This is a genomic window from Acidisphaera sp. S103, assembly GCF_009765975.1.
Lineage (GTDB): Bacteria > Pseudomonadota > Alphaproteobacteria > Acetobacterales > Acetobacteraceae > Rhodopila.
In genome coordinates this window covers 34,196-53,938 of sequence record NZ_LMUJ01000051.1, presented here as the reverse complement: position 1 = coordinate 53,938, position 19,743 = coordinate 34,196, and the positions used below count along the sequence as shown (strand labels likewise).

General features: G+C 64.9%; 17 protein-coding genes. 7 read left to right on the top strand and 10 right to left on the bottom strand.

Annotated elements, in window-relative coordinates:
• On the bottom strand, positions 1-1,245 hold the full coding sequence (locus GSQ89_RS14685; RefSeq protein WP_158926398.1) for a CaiB/BaiF CoA-transferase family protein: 1,245 nt from the start codon (positions 1,243-1,245) through the stop codon (positions 1-3).
• Between the two features lie 196 nt (positions 1,246-1,441).
• Here GSQ89_RS14685 and GSQ89_RS14680 point away from each other — a divergent pair, with 196 nt between their 5' ends.
• Both GSQ89_RS14680 and GSQ89_RS14675 read left to right on the top strand, forming a co-directional pair.
• Positions 1,442-3,007: an acyl-CoA synthetase gene (locus GSQ89_RS14680; RefSeq protein WP_158926396.1), complete on the top strand. Its 1,566-nt coding sequence runs from the start codon at positions 1,442-1,444 to the stop codon at positions 3,005-3,007.
• On the top strand, positions 3,004-4,140 hold the full coding sequence (locus GSQ89_RS14675; protein WP_158926394.1) for a MaoC family dehydratase N-terminal domain-containing protein: 1,137 nt from the start codon (positions 3,004-3,006) through the stop codon (positions 4,138-4,140). The genes GSQ89_RS14680 and GSQ89_RS14675 overlap by 4 nt, the downstream gene beginning before the upstream one ends.
• Before the next feature lie 44 nt (positions 4,141-4,184).
• Here GSQ89_RS14675 and GSQ89_RS14670 read toward each other — a convergent pair whose 3' ends face one another.
• The gene (locus GSQ89_RS14670) at positions 4,185-5,399 is read right to left on the bottom strand and encodes an ABC transporter substrate-binding protein (RefSeq protein WP_158926392.1); all 1,215 of its coding nucleotides are present in this window, start codon (positions 5,397-5,399) and stop codon (positions 4,185-4,187) included.
• A 137-nt stretch (positions 5,400-5,536) separates the two neighbouring features.
• Between GSQ89_RS14670 and GSQ89_RS14665 the strand changes: the two genes are divergently transcribed.
• Positions 5,537-6,361 (top strand): IclR family transcriptional regulator, encoded by an 825-nt coding sequence (locus tag GSQ89_RS14665; RefSeq protein WP_158926390.1) that lies wholly within the window; start codon positions 5,537-5,539, stop codon positions 6,359-6,361.
• Positions 6,362-6,549: 188 nt separating this feature from the next.
• Here the strand turns inward: GSQ89_RS14665 and GSQ89_RS14660 are convergent, their stop codons facing one another.
• From GSQ89_RS14660 to GSQ89_RS38260, 3 genes are all read right to left on the bottom strand, one after another.
• Complete coding sequence (locus GSQ89_RS14660; protein ID WP_174254870.1) at positions 6,550-8,004, bottom strand: MATE family efflux transporter; 1,455 nt, start codon at positions 8,002-8,004, stop codon at positions 6,550-6,552.
• A gap of 511 nt (positions 8,005-8,515) precedes the next feature.
• A complete protein-coding gene (locus GSQ89_RS14655; protein ID WP_158926388.1) occupies positions 8,516-9,412 on the bottom strand; it encodes a tyrosine recombinase in 897 nt (298 codons plus the stop codon).
• Between the two features lie 15 nt (positions 9,413-9,427).
• Positions 9,428-9,571, bottom strand: coding sequence for a hypothetical protein (locus tag GSQ89_RS38260; RefSeq protein ID WP_174254869.1), 144 nt, complete (start codon positions 9,569-9,571; stop codon positions 9,428-9,430).
• Positions 9,572-9,774: 203 nt separating this feature from the next.
• Here GSQ89_RS38260 and aroB point away from each other — a divergent pair, with 203 nt between their 5' ends.
• Entirely contained in the window at positions 9,775-11,454 is a 1,680-nt protein-coding gene (aroB, locus tag GSQ89_RS14650; protein WP_158926386.1) for a 3-dehydroquinate synthase, read from the top strand.
• A 552-nt stretch (positions 11,455-12,006) separates the two neighbouring features.
• Here aroB and GSQ89_RS14645 read toward each other — a convergent pair.
• Genes GSQ89_RS14645 through GSQ89_RS14630 form a run of 4 tightly spaced genes read right to left on the bottom strand, consistent with a single transcriptional unit; the run spans position 12,007 to position 16,600 of the window.
• Positions 12,007-12,753 (bottom strand): ABC transporter ATP-binding protein, encoded by a 747-nt coding sequence (locus tag GSQ89_RS14645; protein ID WP_216856174.1) that lies wholly within the window; start codon positions 12,751-12,753, stop codon positions 12,007-12,009.
• The gene (locus GSQ89_RS14640; RefSeq protein ID WP_216856173.1) at positions 12,734-14,539 is read right to left on the bottom strand and encodes an ABC transporter permease subunit; all 1,806 of its coding nucleotides are present in this window, start codon (positions 14,537-14,539) and stop codon (positions 12,734-12,736) included. Before GSQ89_RS14640 ends, GSQ89_RS14645 begins: the two co-directional genes overlap by 20 nt.
• Positions 14,539-15,396, bottom strand: a complete 858-nt coding sequence (locus tag GSQ89_RS14635) for a branched-chain amino acid ABC transporter permease (RefSeq protein ID WP_158926384.1) — start codon at positions 15,394-15,396, stop codon at positions 14,539-14,541. The genes GSQ89_RS14640 and GSQ89_RS14635 overlap by 1 nt, the downstream gene beginning before the upstream one ends.
• Before the next feature lie 4 nt (positions 15,397-15,400).
• Complete coding sequence (locus GSQ89_RS14630; RefSeq protein ID WP_158926382.1) at positions 15,401-16,600, bottom strand: ABC transporter substrate-binding protein; 1,200 nt, start codon at positions 16,598-16,600, stop codon at positions 15,401-15,403.
• Between the two features lie 495 nt (positions 16,601-17,095).
• Here GSQ89_RS14630 and GSQ89_RS14625 point away from each other — a divergent pair, with 495 nt between their 5' ends.
• From GSQ89_RS14625 to GSQ89_RS14615, 3 genes are read left to right on the top strand one after another with little or no spacing between them, the layout of a single operon-like run.
• Complete coding sequence (locus GSQ89_RS14625; protein ID WP_158926380.1) at positions 17,096-17,809, top strand: bifunctional 2-polyprenyl-6-hydroxyphenol methylase/3-demethylubiquinol 3-O-methyltransferase UbiG; 714 nt, start codon at positions 17,096-17,098, stop codon at positions 17,807-17,809.
• The gene (locus tag GSQ89_RS14620) at positions 17,806-18,804 is read left to right on the top strand and encodes a glycosyltransferase family 2 protein (RefSeq protein ID WP_158926378.1); all 999 of its coding nucleotides are present in this window, start codon (positions 17,806-17,808) and stop codon (positions 18,802-18,804) included. The genes GSQ89_RS14625 and GSQ89_RS14620 overlap by 4 nt, the downstream gene beginning before the upstream one ends.
• Positions 18,801-19,133: a multidrug efflux SMR transporter gene (locus tag GSQ89_RS14615; RefSeq protein WP_158926376.1), complete on the top strand. Its 333-nt coding sequence runs from the start codon at positions 18,801-18,803 to the stop codon at positions 19,131-19,133. The genes GSQ89_RS14620 and GSQ89_RS14615 overlap by 4 nt, the downstream gene beginning before the upstream one ends.
• 13 nt (positions 19,134-19,146) lie before the next feature.
• Here the strand turns inward: GSQ89_RS14615 and GSQ89_RS14610 are convergent.
• A partial coding sequence (locus GSQ89_RS14610) for a transglycosylase SLT domain-containing protein (RefSeq protein ID WP_158926374.1) occupies positions 19,147-19,743 on the bottom strand: 597 nt, incomplete at its 5' end.

The window sequence follows — 19,743 nt, the reverse complement described above, 5'->3', positions numbered from 1 at the left end:
TCAGATCGCGCCGTCGGCCCGTAGCGCTTCGACCGCCTGGGCGTTGAGGCCGAGCCATTCGGTTAGCACTGTGCCGGTGTGTTCGCCTAGGACCGGGGACGAGCGGATGGCCGGTGGCTTGCCATCGATGCGGACGGGCCAGCCGGGCATCTTGAAGTCCTTGTGAATCGGGTGGTGCATGACCTGCATGATGCCACGATCCTCAAAGCTTTGGTCGTCCTGCAGCTCCATCGTATCGAGGACGGCACCGGCGGGGATGCCGGCTTCGCCGACGGCGCGCATGGCGTCGTGCTTGCTGCGGGTGCGGGTCCAGGCGGCGATGATTTCGTCGACTTCCGGCTCGCGGTTCACCCGATCCATCGGGGTTGTGTAACGGGTGTCGCCGATCAGTTCCTCGCGCCCCACGACTTTCAGCAGCCGGTCCCAATGGTCCGGGTTCGCTCGGCTGGTCATGATGTAAACGTAGTCGTTCGGGCCGCCGGGGGCGCAGGGGTAGAGGCCCATCGGGGCATTGTTGACGCCGACGACCTTGCTGCCGCCGCGCTCCGCCGGCTTGCCGGTCAGGCCCTGGGTGGCGAAGTTGATACGCATGTAGTGCATGATCGCATCCTGCATGGCGACTTGCAGCCGGCACCCCTGCCCCGTTTCCTTCCGCTTGAACAGCGCGCCCAGGATGGTGATCGCCATGGTCATTCCGGTTCCGGTATCGCCCAGCGAAATGCCCGGTCGGGTCGGCGGACCGTTCGGATCGCCGGTGACGCTGAAGGTGCCGCCGCAGGCCTGGGCGATCATGTCGAACGCCAGGTTTTTCTCGTACGGGCTGCCCTCGCCGAAGCCTTTGACCTGGGCGTAGATGATAGAGGGGTTGAGTTCGCGGACGACGTCGTAGCCCAGGCCGAGGCGTTCGATGGCGCCGGGGGCGAAGTTCTCGATGCACACATCGGCCTGGCGGATCATGTCCTTGACCAGGGCGAGTCCTTTGGGGGACTTCAGATTCACCGTCATCGAGCGTTTGTTGGCGTTGAAGACGTGGAAGTAATACGGGTCGGTGTCCGGTTGTCCCGGGCGCAGGCGGCGGCCGGGGTCGCCCATTTTCGGGTTCTCGATCTTCACCACGTCGGCACCCAGCCAGGCGAGGGCCTCGGTGCAGGATGGCCCGGCTTCGAACTGGGTGAGATCGACGATCTTCACACCGGCCAGAAACTGGACGTTGGCGACAGCGTCGGATGTGGCGGGTTCGGGCATTGGGGCGCCTCCTTGGATTTTTCCGGTGTGGTGATTTCCGTTGGGCCGAAGGGTGCCACATCGTCCCCCGCTTGTCATGGCGACGGGCGAGGACCGAGGCACGCGATGCCCTTTTGTTGTCTACATACAATATATCATGCCTATTGACAACACTGCTGTCCCGGCTTCTAGTCCTTCGCGGGAGGATTCAACCCGCATGCCAAAGCTGACGGACTACACGTCGTATGCCGATGCCCAACGCCTGTTCTCCACCGCGCGTCTGTGGGACCTGTTCGACGGAAATCGCGAGCGCCTGAACATCGGCCATGAATGCGTCGATCGTCACGCGGTACCGGGCCGAGTGGCACTGCGCATCGCGCACGCTGACGGCCAGGATGAAACGATCAGCTTCGTGGACCTGGCGATCTGGTCATCGCGGTTCGCGCACTGGCTGGCAGATCAGGGCGTGGCGCCCGGCGATCGTGTCGCCATCATGCTGGAACCGTCCCTGCCGTTCTATGCCGCGTTGTTCGGTTCGGTAAAACACGGTGCCATCGCGGTGCCGCTGTTCACCTTGTTCGGTGCCGACGGCGTCCGGTTGCGCACGCAAGATTGCTCGCCGACCCTGCTGTTGACCACGCGGGAAAAGGCCGACGCGCTGGCGGGATTCGACGGCCCGCGTGTCGTCGTGGCGGATGACGCCTTCATGGCTGGGTTGGCGGCGTTCCCGGACGAATATAAGCCCCGGACCGCGGCGACCGATCTTGCGATCTTCCAGTATACGTCGGGCACCACGCGGGAGATGCCGGACGCGATCAGGCACACCCACCGCGCCGTGGTCGTGGTGATGAACGCGGCACTGTACGGCACGGGTTTAAGGCCGAGGGACCGGTTCTTCTGCCCGTCCTCGCCCGCCTGGGGTCATGGGCTTTGGCATGGGACGCTGGCGCCGTTGGCCCTGGGTATCGAAACCGGCGCCTATGCTGGTCGTTTCGATACCGATCGTCTGCTGCAGGCGCTGGGGGAATATCGGACGACGAATTTGTCCGCCGCCGCCACGCATTACCGGATGATGAAAAACAGCGGCCGGATCGGCGATTTCGGGACGTCGCTACGGAAGCTTTCGTTCACCGGGGAGCCGATCGACCCGGAAACGTCGCTGTTCATCCAGGATGCGTTCCGCACCAAGTTGTGCAGCATGTATGGCACGACCGAGGTCGGCGTCGTCCTGGCGAACTACCCCGGCGCCGCGGACTTCCTGGTCAAGGAAGGGGCGCTGGGCCGGCCGGTTCCGGGGGTCGAGGTCGAGGTGCAGCGGCCGGACGGGTCCCGTTGCGAGCCGGACGAACTGGGTGAAATCAAGGTGCGCCGGCACGATGCCTGGTTCCCCACCAAGGACCGGGGACGCGTGGACTCGGACGGGTATTTCTACCATGCCGGGCGGGCCGACGACGTGATCATCTCGGCCGGTTGGACCATGAGCGCGGTGGAAATCGAGAACGCACTGCTTAGGCATCCCGCCGTGCAGGCCGCGGCGGTGATCGGTGTGCCGGATGCGCTGCGGGGCCTTGTCGTCAAAGCGTTCATCGTGCCGGTGGCCGGCCACGCGACGGACGATTCCGTTGTCGCCGACATCCAGAGCTTTGTCCGCACCCGCCTGAGCCAGCACGAATACCCGAGGCTTGTGGCTTTCGTTGCGGACCTGCCGCGGACGCCGGCCGGGAAGATCAATCGCAAGGCGTTGCGCGACCAGGAAGCTATTCAACAAAGGAAACACGCATGAACGCGGAACCCACACGTCGTTTTGCCAGGATCACCGACGAAGCGCTCGATGCGTTGCGTGCGCGCCAGAACGTGCCGATCGAGAACACCGCCGAACCCTGGTGCTACGAAGCGACCCGTGACAACATCCGTCACTACGCGCACGGAATCGGCGACGACAACCCGCTGTGGTGCGAGCCCAGCTACGCCGCCAAAACCCAATATGGCGACATCATCGCGCTGCCGAGCTTCCTGTTCACCACCAGCCGGATCATTTCGGGCTACGTCGGCGGGATTCCCGGCGTGCACGCGATGTGGGCCGGCGCGGACTGGACCTGGCACAAGCCGGTGTTGCGCAACCAGGCGATCACCACCGAGGCCTGGCTGAAGGATCTGATCGAGCACGACACGAAATTCGCCGGCCGCGCGGTTCAGCAAATCTATCACGTCAATTTCTTCAACCCGGCTGGCGACCTGGTGGCCGAGGCCGATAGCTGGTGCTTTCGCACCGACCGCGATCAGGCTCGCGAGCAGGGCACGAAATACACCGAAGTCCGCGCCCGCCCGCCCCGTGTCTATACGGACGAGGAACTGGCGCGCGTCTATGACCTTTACGCGGCGGAGACGATCCGCGGCGCCACGCCGCGGTATTGGCAGGATGTTACCGTTGGCGAGGTGTTGCCGACGATGGCGAAGGGACCGATGACGGTCACCGGCTTCATCGCTTATGCGCAGGGCTGGGGCGGCCTTTACATTCGGGCCAACAAGCTGGCGTGGCGGCAGGTGCATAACCATCCTGGCCTTGGCATCAAGAACCGGTTCGGTATTCCCGACTGCCCCGAACGCGTGCATTGGGAACCGGAGTTCGCCCTGATGGTGGGTGCGCCCGGCGCCTATGACTACGGTCCGGAACGCTGCTCCTGGCTGACGCACCACCTGACCAACTGGATGGGTGACGACGGGTTCCTGCGCCGGGCGACGTGCAAGATCCGCCGCCACAATCCGGAGGGCGATCTGCTGTTCATCGATGGCAAGGTCATACGGAAATTTCAGGACGGCGCGCGCCACCTGGTCGAGATCGAGCAGTCGGCGGTCAACCAGGATGGCGAACTTTCCGTGCTGGGCACGGGCATTGTCGAATTACCAAGCCACTGAGGGCTGCGTGACGTGACCGGGGCCAACCCCGGTCACAGTAGCGTTCAGGTCAACTTGCATCCCGTTTCAGCCAACGGGATGAAGGAGTCCTTGCCGTCGATCGTCGAGATCGACTCATAGAAGTCCCATTTGTGCGTTGCTTTCGCGGTTGGTTTGACGCGCCAGACATGCATCGCGTCCAACACCTGGCCATTGGCCTGGACCGGTACATTGTCGTGATAAAAGTCGTTGACCGGCATTGCCCGCATTTTTGCCGCCACCGTATCCGCATCCAAGGTACCGGCCGCCTTCGCCGCCCGCATCCAATGCATCGCGGCGGAGTAATCGGCGGCCTGCACCATTGTCGGCGGCAAGTTCATTCGTTTTACAAACCGTTCCGCCCACGCTCGCGTCTTGGGTGTCAGGTCCCAGTAAAAGGAATTCGTCAGCACCAGCCCCTCACACACGTCCTGGCCCAGTGCGACGACATCGGTCACGAACATCAAAAGTGTCGCGAGACCCTGGCCGCCTTTGACGATGCCGAACTCGGAGGCCTGCTTGATGCAGTTCTGCAGGTCCGCACCCGCGTTGGCGAAGCCGACAACCTTGGCGCCGGACGCGCGTGCCCGCACCATGGCACTGGAGAAATCGGTAGTACCGAGCGGCACTTTGGCATCACCCAGCACTTTGCCGCCGGCGGCTTCGATGAAATGTGTCGCGTTGGCCTGCAAGGAATAGCCGAACGTGTAATCCGCCGTGATGAAGAACCAGGTGTCGCCGCCGGCCTTGGTCAGCGCGGTGCTGGTTCCCTTCGACAGCGAATAGGTGTCGCCCCAGAACCGGAACCCGTACGGCGAGCAGAATTTCCCGGTAAAGTCGGTCGCGGACGGCCCGTTGCCCAGGTAGATCGTTTTTTTCTCGCGTGCGACCTCTTGCACCGCAAGGCCGGAGGATGTTGCACCCCCGTCAACCAGCACGTTGAATCCGTTATCGATCCATTCACGGGCCTTGGCGCTGGATATGTCCGGCTTGTTCTGGATATCGGACTGCACGACCTCGATGGGCCGGCCAAGCAGGGTGCCGCCGAAATCCTCGACAGCGAGATCGACGGCAACCTTGGCGCCGGGACCGCCAACGTTCCGGTAAGGGCCGGCTACGTCGCTCAACAAGCCGATCCGCACCGGCGCGGACGCAGCCCGCGACAGGGCCGGACGCGCCAGCGCCGTGGCTGTCGCCGCACCAAGCATTACGCGACGTGTGATTGTTCCAGATGTTTTCATTATCTTGTCGCTTCCTCAACCATCATTTTACGATAGCTGAGCGTTGACCGCGAACGTTGTCAAGACGCCTTATATATTGTCTGGAGACAATTTAGCCGGGCTACCTTTGGTCCCGAGTTCTGTTGTATGAGGACAATATGAACATAGACGCCCGACACAAGACCGCCGCCGACCTTAAACCGGCAAAAAAAGCGCCCCGGATCAGGCAGGTTCCGGCGCTGACGCGCGGGATCGCCATCCTTCGCCTGCTGGGCCGAACCGACGAGCCACTGGGCGTTCAGGCAATTGCCAGGGCGCTCGGCCTTGTCCCCAGCACCTGCCTGCACATCTTGCGTGTGCTGGCCGACGAAAATCTGGTGACGGCCGATCCCGTGTCGAAGAAATACGCTGTTGCCTCGGGCCTGGTGGCCCTGGCGCGTTCGGCGTTGCGTCAGCACACGTTTCCGGCGGTCGTGCAGCCGGACCTGGACGAACTGGCGCAACGATACGGCGCGACCGCGATCGGGGTGGAGGCAAGCGGCCTGGAACACATGATTGTCGTAGCCATGGCGCGTTCCGATTCGCCGCTGCGCGTGCATGTCGATATCGGCAGCCGCTTTCCGGCGCTGATCAGCGCCACCGGCCGCTGTGTCGCCGCGTTCGGCACCTATCCGTGGGCGGAGATCCAGGCACATTTCACCAAGCTGCGGTGGGACAATCCTCCGACGCTGGCGGCCTGGCGGAAGGAGGTGCATGCCGTTCGGGATGCCGGATATGCCGTTGACGACGGACGCTATATCCGCGGCGTCAGCATCGTCGCGGCACCGGTTCGTATGCCGAACGGTTCGATCAACGCCCTGGTCGTCGTTGGTGTCAGCGAGCAGATGCGTCGCGTCGGCCTAACGACCGTCGGCGAGGATTTGCGCACCCGGGCGATACGCGTTTCCCGAGCCTTGGGCGGGGAAACGTTGACGGGGGGCTGAACACAGTGTCCCCGACGGTAGTGGGTTTAGCAGAGCGTTGGAGAAACGATTTTCCTTGGAGTCGGTTTGACACATGGACCTCGTCATGGACCGCGAAGTCCGGGCCATCTGAACTTTACCGTGGCAAATGGCCCGGACAGGCACCGAACCACGACGAATCAAGGTTCGGCCTCGATCGCAGGCCGGTATTACGCCCGGACAATCGCCTCGCCGCGAACGCATCGACCATCATCGGCCGGCTCGGGCTGGTGCGCCGGTGGTTTCGCACGAAACCATACACCGGACTTCACCGCGATCGCCAGCATCACCCCATAGACGATCAGCGCCGCCGCCAGGAAGCCGAACAGCCAGTGCAGCGACCCGGTCAGGTGCAGCGCCAGTCCGCCGCCACCCACCGCGATCAGCATCCGGCACAATCCGGCCAGCAGCGGCCACATCAGGCGGCCTGCGCCCTGGGAGGCGAAATACAGCGACAGGCCCAGGCCGAAGAAGCCATAGGCCGGACCGGCCGCACGCAGATACGCGGCGCCGATCTGCAGCATCCGCGGATCGTGACCGAACAGGCCAAGCCAGGCGTAGGGCCAGGTGGCGGCGGCGAGGCCGATGGTCTCGGTCAACAGGAAGGCCAATGCGCCGCCGGTCAGGGCGATGCGCAAGGCGCGTTCGGGCTGGCCAGCGCCGATATTGGTGCCGACCAGCGCCACCATCGGGCCGCCGAAGCCGAACACCAGCGGGATCAGCAGATATTCCAGCCGCCCGCCGGTGCCATACCCGGCAATGCCGTCGGGGCCTGCCGCGGCGCCGACGAGTGCCGTGGTCAGCAGGATCGTCAGGCTGGTTTGCAGCGTGCTGACGGCGCCGACCGCCCCCACACGCAGGATTTCGGAGAACATCCGCCATTGCAGGGCAGCCCGCCGTATGCGGACGACGCTGCGGCCGGGCAGGATATACCAGGCCAGCAGCAACCCGGTCATGACGTTGGTAATGATGACAGCGAGACCTCCGCCCTGGATGCCCATCGCGGGGATCGGACCGAAGCCGAAGATCAGCGCCGGGGACAGCGGGATCAGCACCACCACGCCGATGCAGATCGCCATGGCGGGTATGAACATATTGCCGGTGCCGCGGATCGTGCTGGCGAGCGCGTTCATCAGCCAGACCAGCACCGTGCCGCCGAACACCACGTTGGAGTACAGCATCGCCGCGTCCAGCGACCTGCCCTGCCCGCCCATCGCCACATACAGCGGGCGGCCGAAGGTCAGCATCAGGATGGAAAACATCAGTCCCAGCGCGACGTTGATCATGATGGCATGCATTACCAGCGCGTTCGCATCGTGGTTCCGACCGGCGCCCAGCGCTCGGGCGATCGCCGAGGAGATACCGCCGCCCATGGCGCCGCCGGAGATCATCTGCATCATCATGAAGCCGGGAAACACCAGCGCCATGCCGGTCAGCGCGTCGGTGCCAAGGTGGGAGACCCACCAGGTCTCGATCAGTCCGGTGGAGGCCTGCGCCGACATCACCAGGATGTTCGGCCATGCCATGCCGACCAGCGTGGGGACGATGGCGCCTTGCAGCAGTTTGCGGGTGCGCGGGCTCATCGCCGGTGCCTGTGACGGCCCGGTGGAGGTTGCGGTGTTCATCGTGTGGCCCATCTGCTTGGATGGCGCCACTGGCGGGCGCGGCATCGCGACGTTATAACTTTCATAATGAAAGTAATATGGCACGAGGGCATTGTCAACCGCACGGGACGCGCCGTCGTCTCAGCCACCGGATTTGGATGCCGAGCCAGGTCGCAAGATCAGTGAAAGAGGCCGGAATCTCGCGCCAAGTCATACTTATGTATCGACATCAGATAGTTTCGTATAATCGCCAAATGGATAATGCCGGCGGCGGCCTTGTCGAGGCACGATCTGCTTGACATGTGGTTGTCACAAAGAGCAGGCTTCATCTGCAACAGAACAGGAGGGTGTAGATACAGCATGACGCCACCTGAGTTATTCATAGTCGCCGACCAACGTGGCATCGGCGGCTGAATCAACAGACCACGCAAAGTTCGGCTATACATGCCGAACGCGAAGATATTCTTCGCTTTGACCCCCGATAACGCGACAGGCGTTCGGGGGTCTTTGCGTTTACCGACGACAGTCGTTTCTACCTTGGATCGACCCAATGCTCCGACAGCGGATGGTGATCTTCCACCAGCTTGCGCAGCCGCTCGGTTTGGATATGGGTGTAGATCTGCACCGTGGAGATATCCGCGTGGCCCAGCAGCATCTGCAGGCTGCGCAAGTCGGCGCCGCGCGCCAGCATGTGCGACGCGAACGAGTGCCGCAACACGTGCGGCGACACCCTGGCCGGGTCCAGTTCGGCCTCCAGCGCGACCTGCTTCAGCAACAGGAAGAATGCCTGCCGGGTCAGGTTTTGCTTTGGGTCTCGGCCGGGAAACAGCCACGGACTTTTCGCTTCCGTCGCGGCCAGCAGCGCTGACGCCGCCTGCTTCGCGGCGGTGGACAGCGGGACCATCCGCTCCTTGCCGCCCTTACCCTTGATGATCATCACCTCGGCCTTCGCGCCCAACGCCGTTCGGGGCAGCGATAACAGTTCCGACACCCGCATGCCGGTGGCGTACAACAGCTCCAGGGCGGCCTGCGCCAGGGCACCGGGACGGCCGGGTTTGCGGGCGGCGGCTGCCAGCAGGGCATCGACTTCCGCCTCCGCCAGAAATTTCGGCAACGGCTTCGGCAGACGGGGCGTGTCGAGCTGGCTGGTCGGATCGTCGGTCCGCACGCCATCCTGCAGCAGGAACAGATGGAACTGACGCAGCGCCGACAGCCGCCGGGCGGCGGTGCGGGCGGACAGGCCACGGGCGTGCAGCGACGCCATGTAACCCTGGCAAGTCGCCGCATCCGCGTTGGCGGCGGCGAAACCCCGGCCGGCGGCGTATGCGGCGAAATCGCTCAGGTCCAGGGTGTAGGATGCGATCGTGTTTCGGGCGGCCCCGCGTTCGACGGTCAGCATCTCCAGGAAGGCGTCGACCCGGGAATCCATCCTGTGGGGTCTATCTCAATGGGCGGTGAATTTGTCGTTCGGCACGACTTTCTCCACCGTCTGCGGGTGCGGCGCGGGCGGGAACACTCCCAGCATCAGCACACCGCCAGCCAGCGCGACCAGGCCGGCCAGGACGACAAAAAAGAAAATACGGATCATCGAGGCTCCTGAAACCGGTTTGCCGGACCTTCAGACTGACGGGCTGTTCGACTCGCGGGCGATCGCCCGTTCGGAGACCGATGTGCTAAACCATTTCCAGACCCACCGGGCAGCCTGAAAATCGCCTAGCTCGTTGTTTGGCAGCATGATTCACCCGCGTTGGCCGTTCCACCCGGCGCGGCCATGCTCTATCGTCCGGACCCATGACACGCAATACTGCTCTGCGGGAGGCTTTGCCGATCCCCGATACGATCGCCGGACGCAGCGTCGCGCTGGTCGGCCTGATGGGGGCGGGGAAAACCTCCATCGGCCGCCGGTTGGCCGCGCGCCTGGGCCTGCCGTTCCGCGACGCCGACCAGGAAATCGAGCTGGCGGCCGGCTGCACCATCCCCGAACTGTTCGCACGATACGGTGAGGCAGCGTTCCGCGACGGCGAACGCCGGGTGATCCGGCGCCTGCTAGCCGGCGACCCGATGGTGCTGGCGTTCGGCGGCGGCGCGTTCATGGACTCGCATACACGGGAAGCGACTCGGGCCGACGCGATCAGCGTCTGGCTGCGCTGCACCCTGCCGACGCTGGTTCGCCGCGTGGCGGGGCGGGAGAACCGGCCTTTGCTGAATGGGCGTGACCGCGAGGACACGCTGCGTGAGCTCATGGCGGTGCGGTATCCGATCTATGCCGAGGCCGACGTCATCGTCGATTGCGGCGATGAGCCGCCGGATGTGACCACCTCGGGCGTGATGGCGGCGCTGCTGGACTGGAAGCCGGCGCGGCGGCTGCATGTGGTGCTGCCCAGCACGAGTTATGACGTGGTGATCGGCGACAATCTGCTGGCTCGCGCCGGTGCGCTGCTGGCGCCGAAGCTGCAGCAGAAGCGGGCGGTGGTGGTCACCGACCAGATCGTGGCGGGGCTGCATCTGCAGACGCTGATGGATGGATTGGCGGAAACAGCGATCAGCGCCAGTTCGATCGTCGTCAAGGGCGGCGAGGCGTCCAAGAGCATGGACACCTACCTCGACGTGGTGGACCAGTTGCTGGAGGCCAGGGTCGAGAGGCGGACGGCGGTGATCGCCCTGGGTGGCGGCGTGGTCGGCGACCTGGCCGGCTTCGCGGCGGCGACGACGTTGCGCGGGCTGCCGTTCATCCAGATCCCGACGACGCTGCTGTCGCAGGTGGACTCGTCGGTGGGCGGCAAGACGGGGGTGAACACGCGGCGGGGCAAGAACCTGGTGGGCGCGTTCTATCAGCCGAAAATGGTGCTGGCGGATACCGGGACGCTGGGGACGCTGCCGCCACGGGAGTTGAAGGCGGGGTATGCGGAGATCGCCAAGGCCGGGCTGATCGGTGATGCGGCGTTCTTCGCGTGGTGCGAGCGGCATGGCCAGGGTGTCGTGTCGGGCGACCGGGAGGCTCAGGCGGAGGCGATCAAGCGGGCGTGCGCATTCAAGGCGGCAGTGGTCGGGGACGATGAGCGGGAGGAAAAGCCGAACGATGGGCGGGCACTGCTGAATTTGGGGCACACGTTCGGCCATGCGCTGGAGGCGGAGTACGGCTACGATGGCGGCTTGCTGCATGGGGAAGGCGTGGCGGTCGGCCTGGGGCTGGCGTTCAAGCTGTCGGTGCGGTTGGGGCTGTGTCCGCCGGCGGATGCGGAACGGGTGATCGCCCATGTCTCGGCGGTGGGGCTGCCGGCGGATTTGTCCATGTTGAACCGGCGGTTTTCGGCCGAGACGCTGATCGGGCACATGCGGCGCGACAAGAAAATGCGGGATGGGGCGCTGCATTTCGTGCTGACGCACGGGATCGGGCAGGCGTTTACCAGCGCCGATGTGCCGCCCGATGCGGTGATGGATTTGCTGCGGGACGAGGGGTGTGGGGTTTAGAGAGTTCCCGACCGATCTGATGCGACTGGGGCGCTTCGTGACTGTCGTATCCCGATGTACGTGGCCGGGTGGAACGCAAGCGTTCGTTCGGTCTTCCTTGATTTCTATGCACGGAGAAAGCCGAAGGACCACGAAGCGCCACGGAGATTCGTTGCAACGTTAGATCGGTATTGGTCTAATGCCTCGTTGGATTACCTATCAAGACGCGCCAGAGTACCGGTCCGAGCGTGCCGCCACCAAGCCATGACACGCGGCTATGCATCTTCCCGCGCATGAGCGGCCTTTGGCGGATCTCCTGGCAACTTCCCTGTGCTGCGTTTTGAAAAACGGCCTGTGGCGCTTCGTTGGGTGACGTGGCTTTCTTCTTCGTGGCCCTCCGGCTTTCTTCGTGTTGAGAATCCCCGGCCTGACACCCACTCAGCAAGCGGACGGGGAGACGCCGGGCAGCAGTACAACGATCACGTTCCTCATCAGGAATTTTCAAACTGACGGGATCGCGAGGGAATCGAAATCGCGTGGCAATCAACCCATCATTTTCCGCGACGCGGATCTCTACGCCTGAAGCGGCGCGCTGACGTCCTGGCCGAAATAGGCATGTTCCAGCCGGTTCGGCAGGTCGGACTCACTGGTTGCGGCCTCCAGCACGATGGAACCGCGCGCCAGGGCGTAGACGCGGTCGGCCATGGCCAGGGCTTTCTCGATCAGCTGTTCCACCAGCAATACAGCCGTCCCGGTCTGCTTCAAACGCGCGGCGACGGCCAGCACGCGGTCCACCAGCACTGGCGACAGGCCGGCTGACGGTTCATCCAGCATCAGCAGGCGCGGCTGGCGCACCAGGCCCTGGGCCACTGCCAGCATCTGCTGCTGGCCACCCGACAGCGTCCCGGCCCCGTCGTTGCGCTTAGCGGCGATCTCGGGGAAGTAGGTCAGGGCTTCCTCCACCCGCGTCGCACGCTCCCCGCGCGCCATGCCGTACCCGGCGAGCAACAGGTTATCCAGCACGGTCAGTTGGGTGAAGACACGGTGGCCCTCGATTACATGCACCAGCCCGGCGCGCACGGTGTCGCGCGGGCTGGAACCGGCCATGTCCTTGCCGCCGAAACGGATCTGCCCCGACCAGGGCAGCAGCCCGGATATCGCCCGCAACAGCGTGGTCTTGCCGGCACCGTTCGGTCCCAACAGCGCCACCGACTCACCCGGGGCGATCGTCAGGCCGATGTCGCGCAGGACGCCGATCTTGCCGTAGCCGGCGGACAGGCCACTGATCGTCAGCAGCGGTTCAGGCGCCGAGGTAGGCATTGACGACCTCCCGATGCGAACGGATTTCCGCCGGCGTTCCGGCGGCCAGCACTTTGCCCAGGTTGAGCACGGTCACCCGGTCGCAGATGTCGAAGATCAGGTCGGCGTGGTGCTCCACCAGCAGCACGCCGGTCCCGGTGCGGGTAATGGCGACGATCAGTGCGCCCAGGCGGCGGATTTCCTCGGCCGACAGACCCGCGGCCGGCTCATCCAGCAGCACGAAGGCCGGGCGCAGCATCAGGGCGCGGGCGATCTCCATGAAGCGCAGTTCGCTGTGCTGCAGCCGGTCGGCCCGCACCGCGGCCAGCAAGTCGAGGCCGACGATCGCCAGCGCCGCCATGGCGGACCGGCGCAACGTTGCCTCGTCACGCAAATGCCGCGGCAGCATCAGCATGGCTTCGGCGAAGGTGCAGTGCCCATCGACCGAACCGCCGATCATCACGTTCTGCAGCACCGATGCGCCGCCGATCAGCCGCGGAGTCTGGAAGGTACGAGCAATGCGGTGGCCGGCACGCGTGGTCGGCGCTTTCGGCGCCAGCACGGCACCATTCAGCCGGACCTCTCCGTTGTCCGGCGCGTAGTAGCCGGAAATCACATTCAGCGTCGTCGTCTTGCCGCTGCCGTTGGGACCGATCAGGCCGTGCACCTCGCCGGGACGGAGTTCCAGGTCGAGCCCGTCGATCGCCCGTACGCCGCCGAAACTCAGCGTGATGGTTTCCAGGGTCAGGGGAGTCCCCTTGCGGTTGGCGTCGAGCAGGTCGGTCAGCAATTCGGGACGCGGGATGATCTCGCGGTGGCGCTCCAGCGGGCGGCGATTCTTGAAATCCAGCAGTTCGGCGATGCCGCCGGGGATCACCAGCACGATGACCAGCAGCAGCGCGGCATAGAGGAAGGTGGACCACGCCACCAGCGGGGCCGCGAACTCCGGCAGGACGGTCAGCAGGATAGTGCCGAGGAGCGGGCCCATGATGGAGCCTCGGCCGCCGATCAGGATGGCGATAAAGAACAACACCGACAGGTCGAAGGTGAAGGCGTCGGGCGTGATGTAGGATTGCAGCGACGCGAACAGCCCGCCGGCGATGCCGGCAACGGCGCCGCTGAACAGAAACACCACGACCAGCAGCATGGGTTTGGAGATGCCGGCCGCCTCCGCCGCAACCTCGGAATCGCGGATCGCGACCAACGCGCGGCCGAAGCGGCTGGCGGCGATGTTCGCCGTCATCCAGGTGCAGATCGATGCCAGCCCGAGGCAGAAATAGTAGAAGCCCCAGGAGCTGTCGAACGGTGCGGGGAACACCGGACCGGCGACACCGACACCGCCGCCGGTGACGCTCTGCCAGGCCAGCGCGATCTGGGTGACGATGGTGGCGAAGCCCAGGGTGGTCATCGCAAAGTAGAAGGTGCGCAGGCGCAATGCCGGCAGGCCGACGATCACGCCGGCGATCGCACCGACCACGCCGGAGAGCGCCAACGCGAGATAAGGCGAGAACGCCGGCGTGACGGTCCCCGCCGTCAGGACGCTGGTGGTGTAGGCACCCAGAGTCAGCAGTGCCACCCAGCCGATAGCGATCTGGCCGCCGAAGCCGACCACCAAATTGAGTCCGGAGACCAGTATCCAGTAAATGCAGGCTCGGCTGGCGATGATGCTCCAGTAGCTGTCGCCGACCAGGGGCAGGCAGACGGCGATGGCACCGAGGCCGAGGAAAGGCAGCAGGGGTTGCAGCCATCCCTGGCCGCCCGTGCCCGCCGTCCGAGGACGCGGGGCCGATGTCATGCCGTCGGCCATTACACGCGCCTTCCGGCCGCCGCACCCGCCAGACCCTCGGGCCGGACCAGCAGGACAATGATGAACACCACGAAGACAGCGACAGACGCGAAGATGCCGCCCACAAGGAAGTTGGCCGCCTGCTGGAACAGCCCGAGGGCAAAGCCGCCGACCACGGCGCCTCGGTTGTTGCCCATGCCGCCCAGCGCCACCGGCACAAATCCGTAAAAATTCAGCATCGGCTCATTCGCGAAGAACGCGAGCAGCACTTCACCGCCGGCAAACCCTGCCAGTGCGCCGATCGCCCCGGCCAGCGCGAAGCTGGTCATGCGAAGCCCCTGTTCCGGCAGGCCGATGGCCCGAGCGGCGTAGGTATCCTCGGAAATCGCCATGAAGGCGCGCCCGACCAGCGTGCGGCGATACAGCAGTTCCAGCCCGACGAGCGTCGCCACACAGGCCAGGACCGGAATCCAGAACTGCTGGTCCAGCAGGCCGGGACCGAACGGCAGCAACCGCGGGAATGGCTGCGGCTCCGTGCTCCACATGATGGCAGTGAACTGCTGGATCAGCAGCGCGAAGGCCAGCGTGGACAACACATACAAATGCTGTTCCAGGCTTTTCAGCACCGGCCGCACGGTGACCACTTCGGTGACGACCCCGACCAGCGCGCCGCCGGCCAGGCTGAGGACAAAGCCGACCACCACCGGCAGGCCGAGACGGTTGATGAACAGCGCCCCGAAGACGCCGCCCAGCATGCCGACGGCGCCGGCGGTGAAGCTGAATACGCGAGATGCCGTGAACATCACGTTGTAGGTGATGCCGATCAGCGCATAGACCGCTCCGATCGCCAAACCATAGACGACGATCGACTCGATCATCCGATCAGGCGCCGTAGCCGGGTGCGAGATTGAACGCGCCGTCACGCAGCGAATTGGCCTGGCACATCACGATCTCATTGTCCGGGAAGCCGTTGTGTTCCTCCGGCGTCCAGGTGATATCGGCGTAGGCGCCCGGCCATTTCGACAGCTTGTTGAAGTAGCCGGCGATGTCCTGCGGCGAACTACCGGCCGCCTTCACGGCGTCGGCGATCAGATGCGGCGTGTCGTAGCCGATGGCGATCCACCACAGCAGCGTGTCGCCCATCTCGATATTGGCCTTCTTCAGCCGTTCGACGAAGGCGGCGGCTCGGGGGACCAACTGGCCGGCCGAGTTGTAGCTGCAGTTGAGGAAGTTGTTCTGGTAGACCTTGTTCCAATACTCCGGCTTCGACAGCAGCGCCTTGGTCTGGCCGGATCCCAGGGTGGTCTGGCCGACGATCGGCACGTCCCAGCCCATGTCGCCGCGGGTGTTGATGATGCGCGACAGGAAACCGGCGTTCACGCTCCATGGCATGATCGCATCGGCACCGGCGTCGCGCATGCGCAGCAGTTCCGGCTTCAGGTCGGGATTGCTGGCGTCGACGTCGCCCTGATAGACGACGGAAACGTCTTTCTGCGCCTTGAGCATCCCGACATAAGTCTCGACCGAGGCGGTGCCATAGCCGGTGGTGTCGCCGATCACGGCGATCTTCTTCAGCTTCAGGACATCGGTCACATAGCGGTTGGCCGCGGCGCCGATCTGGTGGTTGGTCGGCGCGTTGCGGAACGCCAGCGGGTATTTCTTCACGTCGGTCAGCGTGTCCACCCAGCACGGATCGATCTGCGGAATGCCGTCCCGGGCGATCAGCGGCGTGGCGGCCAGCGCCTCACCGGAGTTCAGCGGTCCCCACACCACATGCACCTTCTGCCGGCGGGTCAGTTCGGTCGCGCCGTTCACTGCCTTGGTCGGATCGCTCTGGGTGTCGCGGGTGATCAGCTCGATCTTGCGGCCGTTGACGCCGCCGGCGGCGTTGATCTCGTCGACGGCAAGGATGGTGCCGCGATTGATCGCGACGCCGGTGGAGGAACCGGGACCGGTCAGCGCCGGCAGGAAGCCGATCTTGATCGGTTCGGACGCGGCAATTGCCGGCCGGGCAAGGCCGGACGCGAGCGTGGCCACCCCGGCCGCGGAGCCGGCCAGGACATGGCGGCGGGTCACTGACATTCGAAATTTCTCCCAAGACTGCGGTTGTGTTATTATTGATACGACGTAGATTTCTACCATCCGCCATCCGGCATCGTCAATGCGGCCGAACCGGCGATGAACCGCCCCGCGCGCCGGCCAGACGGCGCCAGCCGCGACCGATCCAGCCGCGGCCAGATCGAGAGATCAAATAGAGAATTTACAACAGTTCCCGACTGGAAAAGGACATTTTCAATCCCATGATCGCGGTATGACCACCGGTTTCCATCATCCCTCCGCCGGAATGCGTTCGGTGAACAATGACTTTAATTCGCGTTCATCCTCTGTTAATTGCACGGCCGAGGGGTCCACCCGCACCCAACGTGGTGACCGGCTGCCGATCGACGATGGACAATGCATTTATTTCGTCGTGTCGGAGGGTCGGCCTGCCCCACCGAAACATATCTTCCCTCTTGCGTCGCGCCGGGTTCGCTGCGCCGATGATCCGGCCTTTCATCGATCGCGACTCGCTGACGGATGGACCCCGCCGAATACGCCCTTATGGATGCCGCCGAGGATCGCATGTGGTGGTACCGCGCCCTGCATGCGCGCCTGCTCGACGGCCTGGCGGCGGCACGCGGGCGAGTGCTCGACGCCGGCTGCGGTACCGGCGGCTTCCTGGCCCTGCTGCGCCAGCGGCGTCCCGACCTGGCCGGCTTTGGCGTCGAGTGGGATCCCGCCGCTGCCCCCCGCGCGCGCCATAAATCCGGGGCCGCGGTGATTCGGGGCAGCGTGAACGCCCTGCCGTTCGCCACCGGCGGCTTCGATGCCGTCGTCTCGGCCGACGTGCTGTGCCATGCCGCTGTGGACCTGGCGGCGGCGCTGGCCGAACTGAAGCGCGTGCTGCGGCCCGGCGGCCGGCTGGTGCTGAATATGCCGGCGTATCAATGGATGCTGTCCGCCCACGACCGCCGGGTCCACAACGTCCGCCGGCTGACCGTCGCGGCGACCGCGGCGATGCTGCGCCAAGCCGGCTTCCAAGGGGTGGGGGCACGCTACTGGAACGGCCTGCTGCTGCCGCTGATGATCGTTCAGAGAAAAATCCTTGCGCGCGGCGGCGCCGTGTCCGATGTCGCCCCGTTTCCGCCATGGATCGATGCGGCTTTGCATGGCATGACGGAATTCGAACGACGCCTGCCCGTCCCGCTGCCCGTTGGCGGATCGGTGCTGGCCATAGCAGAGACACCATGAACGACACGGTTACCCTCTTCGAGACGACCATCGTGCGACCCCGGACGACCCGGGTCGGCCTGTCCATCGTCGTCCCCGTCTATCGCGGCGCCACGACCATCGGACGCCTGGTGGAAGCGCTGTCCGACCTGCATCCGGCGGGCGGGCTGGAGGTCGTGCTGGTCAACGACGGCAGTCCGGATAATTCCGGCGACGTATGCCGCGCCCTATTGGAAACCGCTCGGATCCCGTTGGTCTATATCGAGCACGCACGCAACTACGGCGAGCATAACGCGGTGATGACCGGGTTGCGCCACGCCAGCGGCGATTTCGTCATCACCATGGACGACGACCTGCAGAACCCGCCCGAGGAGGTCGTGAAACTCTACGACCATGCCCGCCTGGGCGGCTGGGACGTGGTCTACACCCGCTACGCGGTGAAGCAGCATGCCGGGTGGCGCAACCTGGGCAGCCGCTTCGCCAACGGGGTGGCCGACCGCCTGCTGGACAAGCCGAAGGGGCTGTACCTGTCGTCCTTCCGCTGCATGTCGGCGATGGTGGTGGACGCTGTCACCCGCTACAGCGGCCCCTATCCATATGTGGACGGCCTGATCATGCAGGTGACCCAGCACATCGGCAGCATCGAGGTACGGCATCTGCCCCGGCAGGAAGGCCGATCGAACTATACCTTGGTTCGGCTGGTGCGGCTGTGGCTGAACCTGGCCACAAGCTTCTCGCTGGCGCCGCTGCGGCTGGCGATCTTCGCCGGCCTTGGGCTGTCGGTGCTGGGGGCGGTCGGCGCCGTCGCCACGATAGCGGAGGCACTGTTCGTGCATAAGACGCCGTCCGGCTGGGCCTCCACCATGACGGTGCTGCTGCTGGTGTCCGGCGTGCAGTCGATGATCCTGGGCGTGCTGGGCGAGTATGTCGGACGCACCTTCCTGTCCGCCAACGGCAAGCCACAGGGCACCGTGCGCAACATCCAGCGCAATGTGGTGGGCGAGGACCTGGCGTGAGCGTCTATTGGCTGGTTCTGTCGGTCGCCATCGTCACCAGCATGGCGGGGCAGACATTGCTGAAGGCCGGCGCCGGGGCACCGGATTTCATCGCCCAACTGTTCGATATCCGCACCATGGTCGGGTTGTGCCTGTACGGCGGCGCGGCACTGCTTTACATCGTCGCGCTGCGGCGGATTCCGATGTCTGTCGCGCTGCCTTGCACTGCCATCTCCTACGTCGCGGCGGCACTGATCGGGCATTACGGGTTCGCCGAACCGCTGGGCGCGATGCAGCTTGGCGCACTCGCGCTGATCTGTGCGGGTGTGGTGATGCTCGCCTTGGCGTGAGACGGGCGGCTGATCAGTGCCGTGCGAAGGCCCCATAGACCAGTGACCGGGGGGCGAACGCGCCGTAGGCCGGATCGGCATTGGATTGGCCGGTCTGCGCGAAATCGCCGTACGGGCTCTGTGCCGCGACCGGGGCGTGCAGGTCGCCATTGTGCCACCGGGCCATCACCAGCACGCGATAGGCGTCGCCCAAGTCCGGCGTCTCCGAGTGGTAGGCGGCGATGGCGGTCGCCCAGTCCTTGCTGCCGACGTACAACGAATTGAGGAAGCGGGCGGCGTAAGTCGCGTTGATCGCTGGATCGAACGCGTCGTCCAGCGACGCAAACGCATCGGGGTGATACATCAGGTTCACCTGCATGCAACCGACATCGATGGATTGCACACCCCTGGCCTGCAGCACTTTGACGGCGGCGATCGCCTGCTGGCGTGTGTCAAAAAACTGACCCACACCCTCGGCATTGATCGTCCAGGGCCAGGGGCGGATCCGGCCGGTGGCGGGATCGACCCGGCCGGTCTCCGTCAGGCTGATGGCGCCCAGAAGGCGGGGCGGCAGACGGCCGGTGTACTCGGCCGAGGTCGCCGCGGTCTCGCACAATTGCGCAGGATCGGC

Coding starts and splice junctions, on each gene's coding strand:
- GSQ89_RS14635 (WP_158926384.1), bottom strand. CDS start 15,396: ATGATCGAGTCGATCGTCGTCTATGGTTTGGCGATCGGAGCGGTCTAT.
- GSQ89_RS14660 (WP_174254870.1), bottom strand. CDS start 8,004: ATGAACACCGCAACCTCCACCGGGCCGTCACAGGCACCGGCGATGAGC.
- GSQ89_RS14665 (WP_158926390.1), top strand. CDS start 5,537: ATGAACATAGACGCCCGACACAAGACCGCCGCCGACCTTAAACCGGCA.
- GSQ89_RS14620 (WP_158926378.1), top strand. CDS start 17,806: ATGAACGACACGGTTACCCTCTTCGAGACGACCATCGTGCGACCCCGG.
- GSQ89_RS14685 (WP_158926398.1), bottom strand. CDS start 1,245: ATGCCCGAACCCGCCACATCCGACGCTGTCGCCAACGTCCAGTTTCTG.
- GSQ89_RS14640 (WP_216856173.1), bottom strand. CDS start 14,539: ATGGCCGACGGCATGACATCGGCCCCGCGTCCTCGGACGGCGGGCACG.
- GSQ89_RS14645 (WP_216856174.1), bottom strand. CDS start 12,753: ATGCCTACCTCGGCGCCTGAACCGCTGCTGACGATCAGTGGCCTGTCC.
- GSQ89_RS14680 (WP_158926396.1), top strand. CDS start 1,442: ATGCCAAAGCTGACGGACTACACGTCGTATGCCGATGCCCAACGCCTG.
- GSQ89_RS14670 (WP_158926392.1), bottom strand. CDS start 5,399: ATGAAAACATCTGGAACAATCACACGTCGCGTAATGCTTGGTGCGGCG.
- aroB (WP_158926386.1), top strand. CDS start 9,775: ATGACACGCAATACTGCTCTGCGGGAGGCTTTGCCGATCCCCGATACG.
- GSQ89_RS14630 (WP_158926382.1), bottom strand. CDS start 16,600: ATGTCAGTGACCCGCCGCCATGTCCTGGCCGGCTCCGCGGCCGGGGTG.
- GSQ89_RS14625 (WP_158926380.1), top strand. CDS start 17,096: ATGGACCCCGCCGAATACGCCCTTATGGATGCCGCCGAGGATCGCATG.
- GSQ89_RS14675 (WP_158926394.1), top strand. CDS start 3,004: ATGAACGCGGAACCCACACGTCGTTTTGCCAGGATCACCGACGAAGCG.
- GSQ89_RS14655 (WP_158926388.1), bottom strand. CDS start 9,412: ATGGATTCCCGGGTCGACGCCTTCCTGGAGATGCTGACCGTCGAACGC.
- GSQ89_RS38260 (WP_174254869.1), bottom strand. CDS start 9,571: ATGATCCGTATTTTCTTTTTTGTCGTCCTGGCCGGCCTGGTCGCGCTG.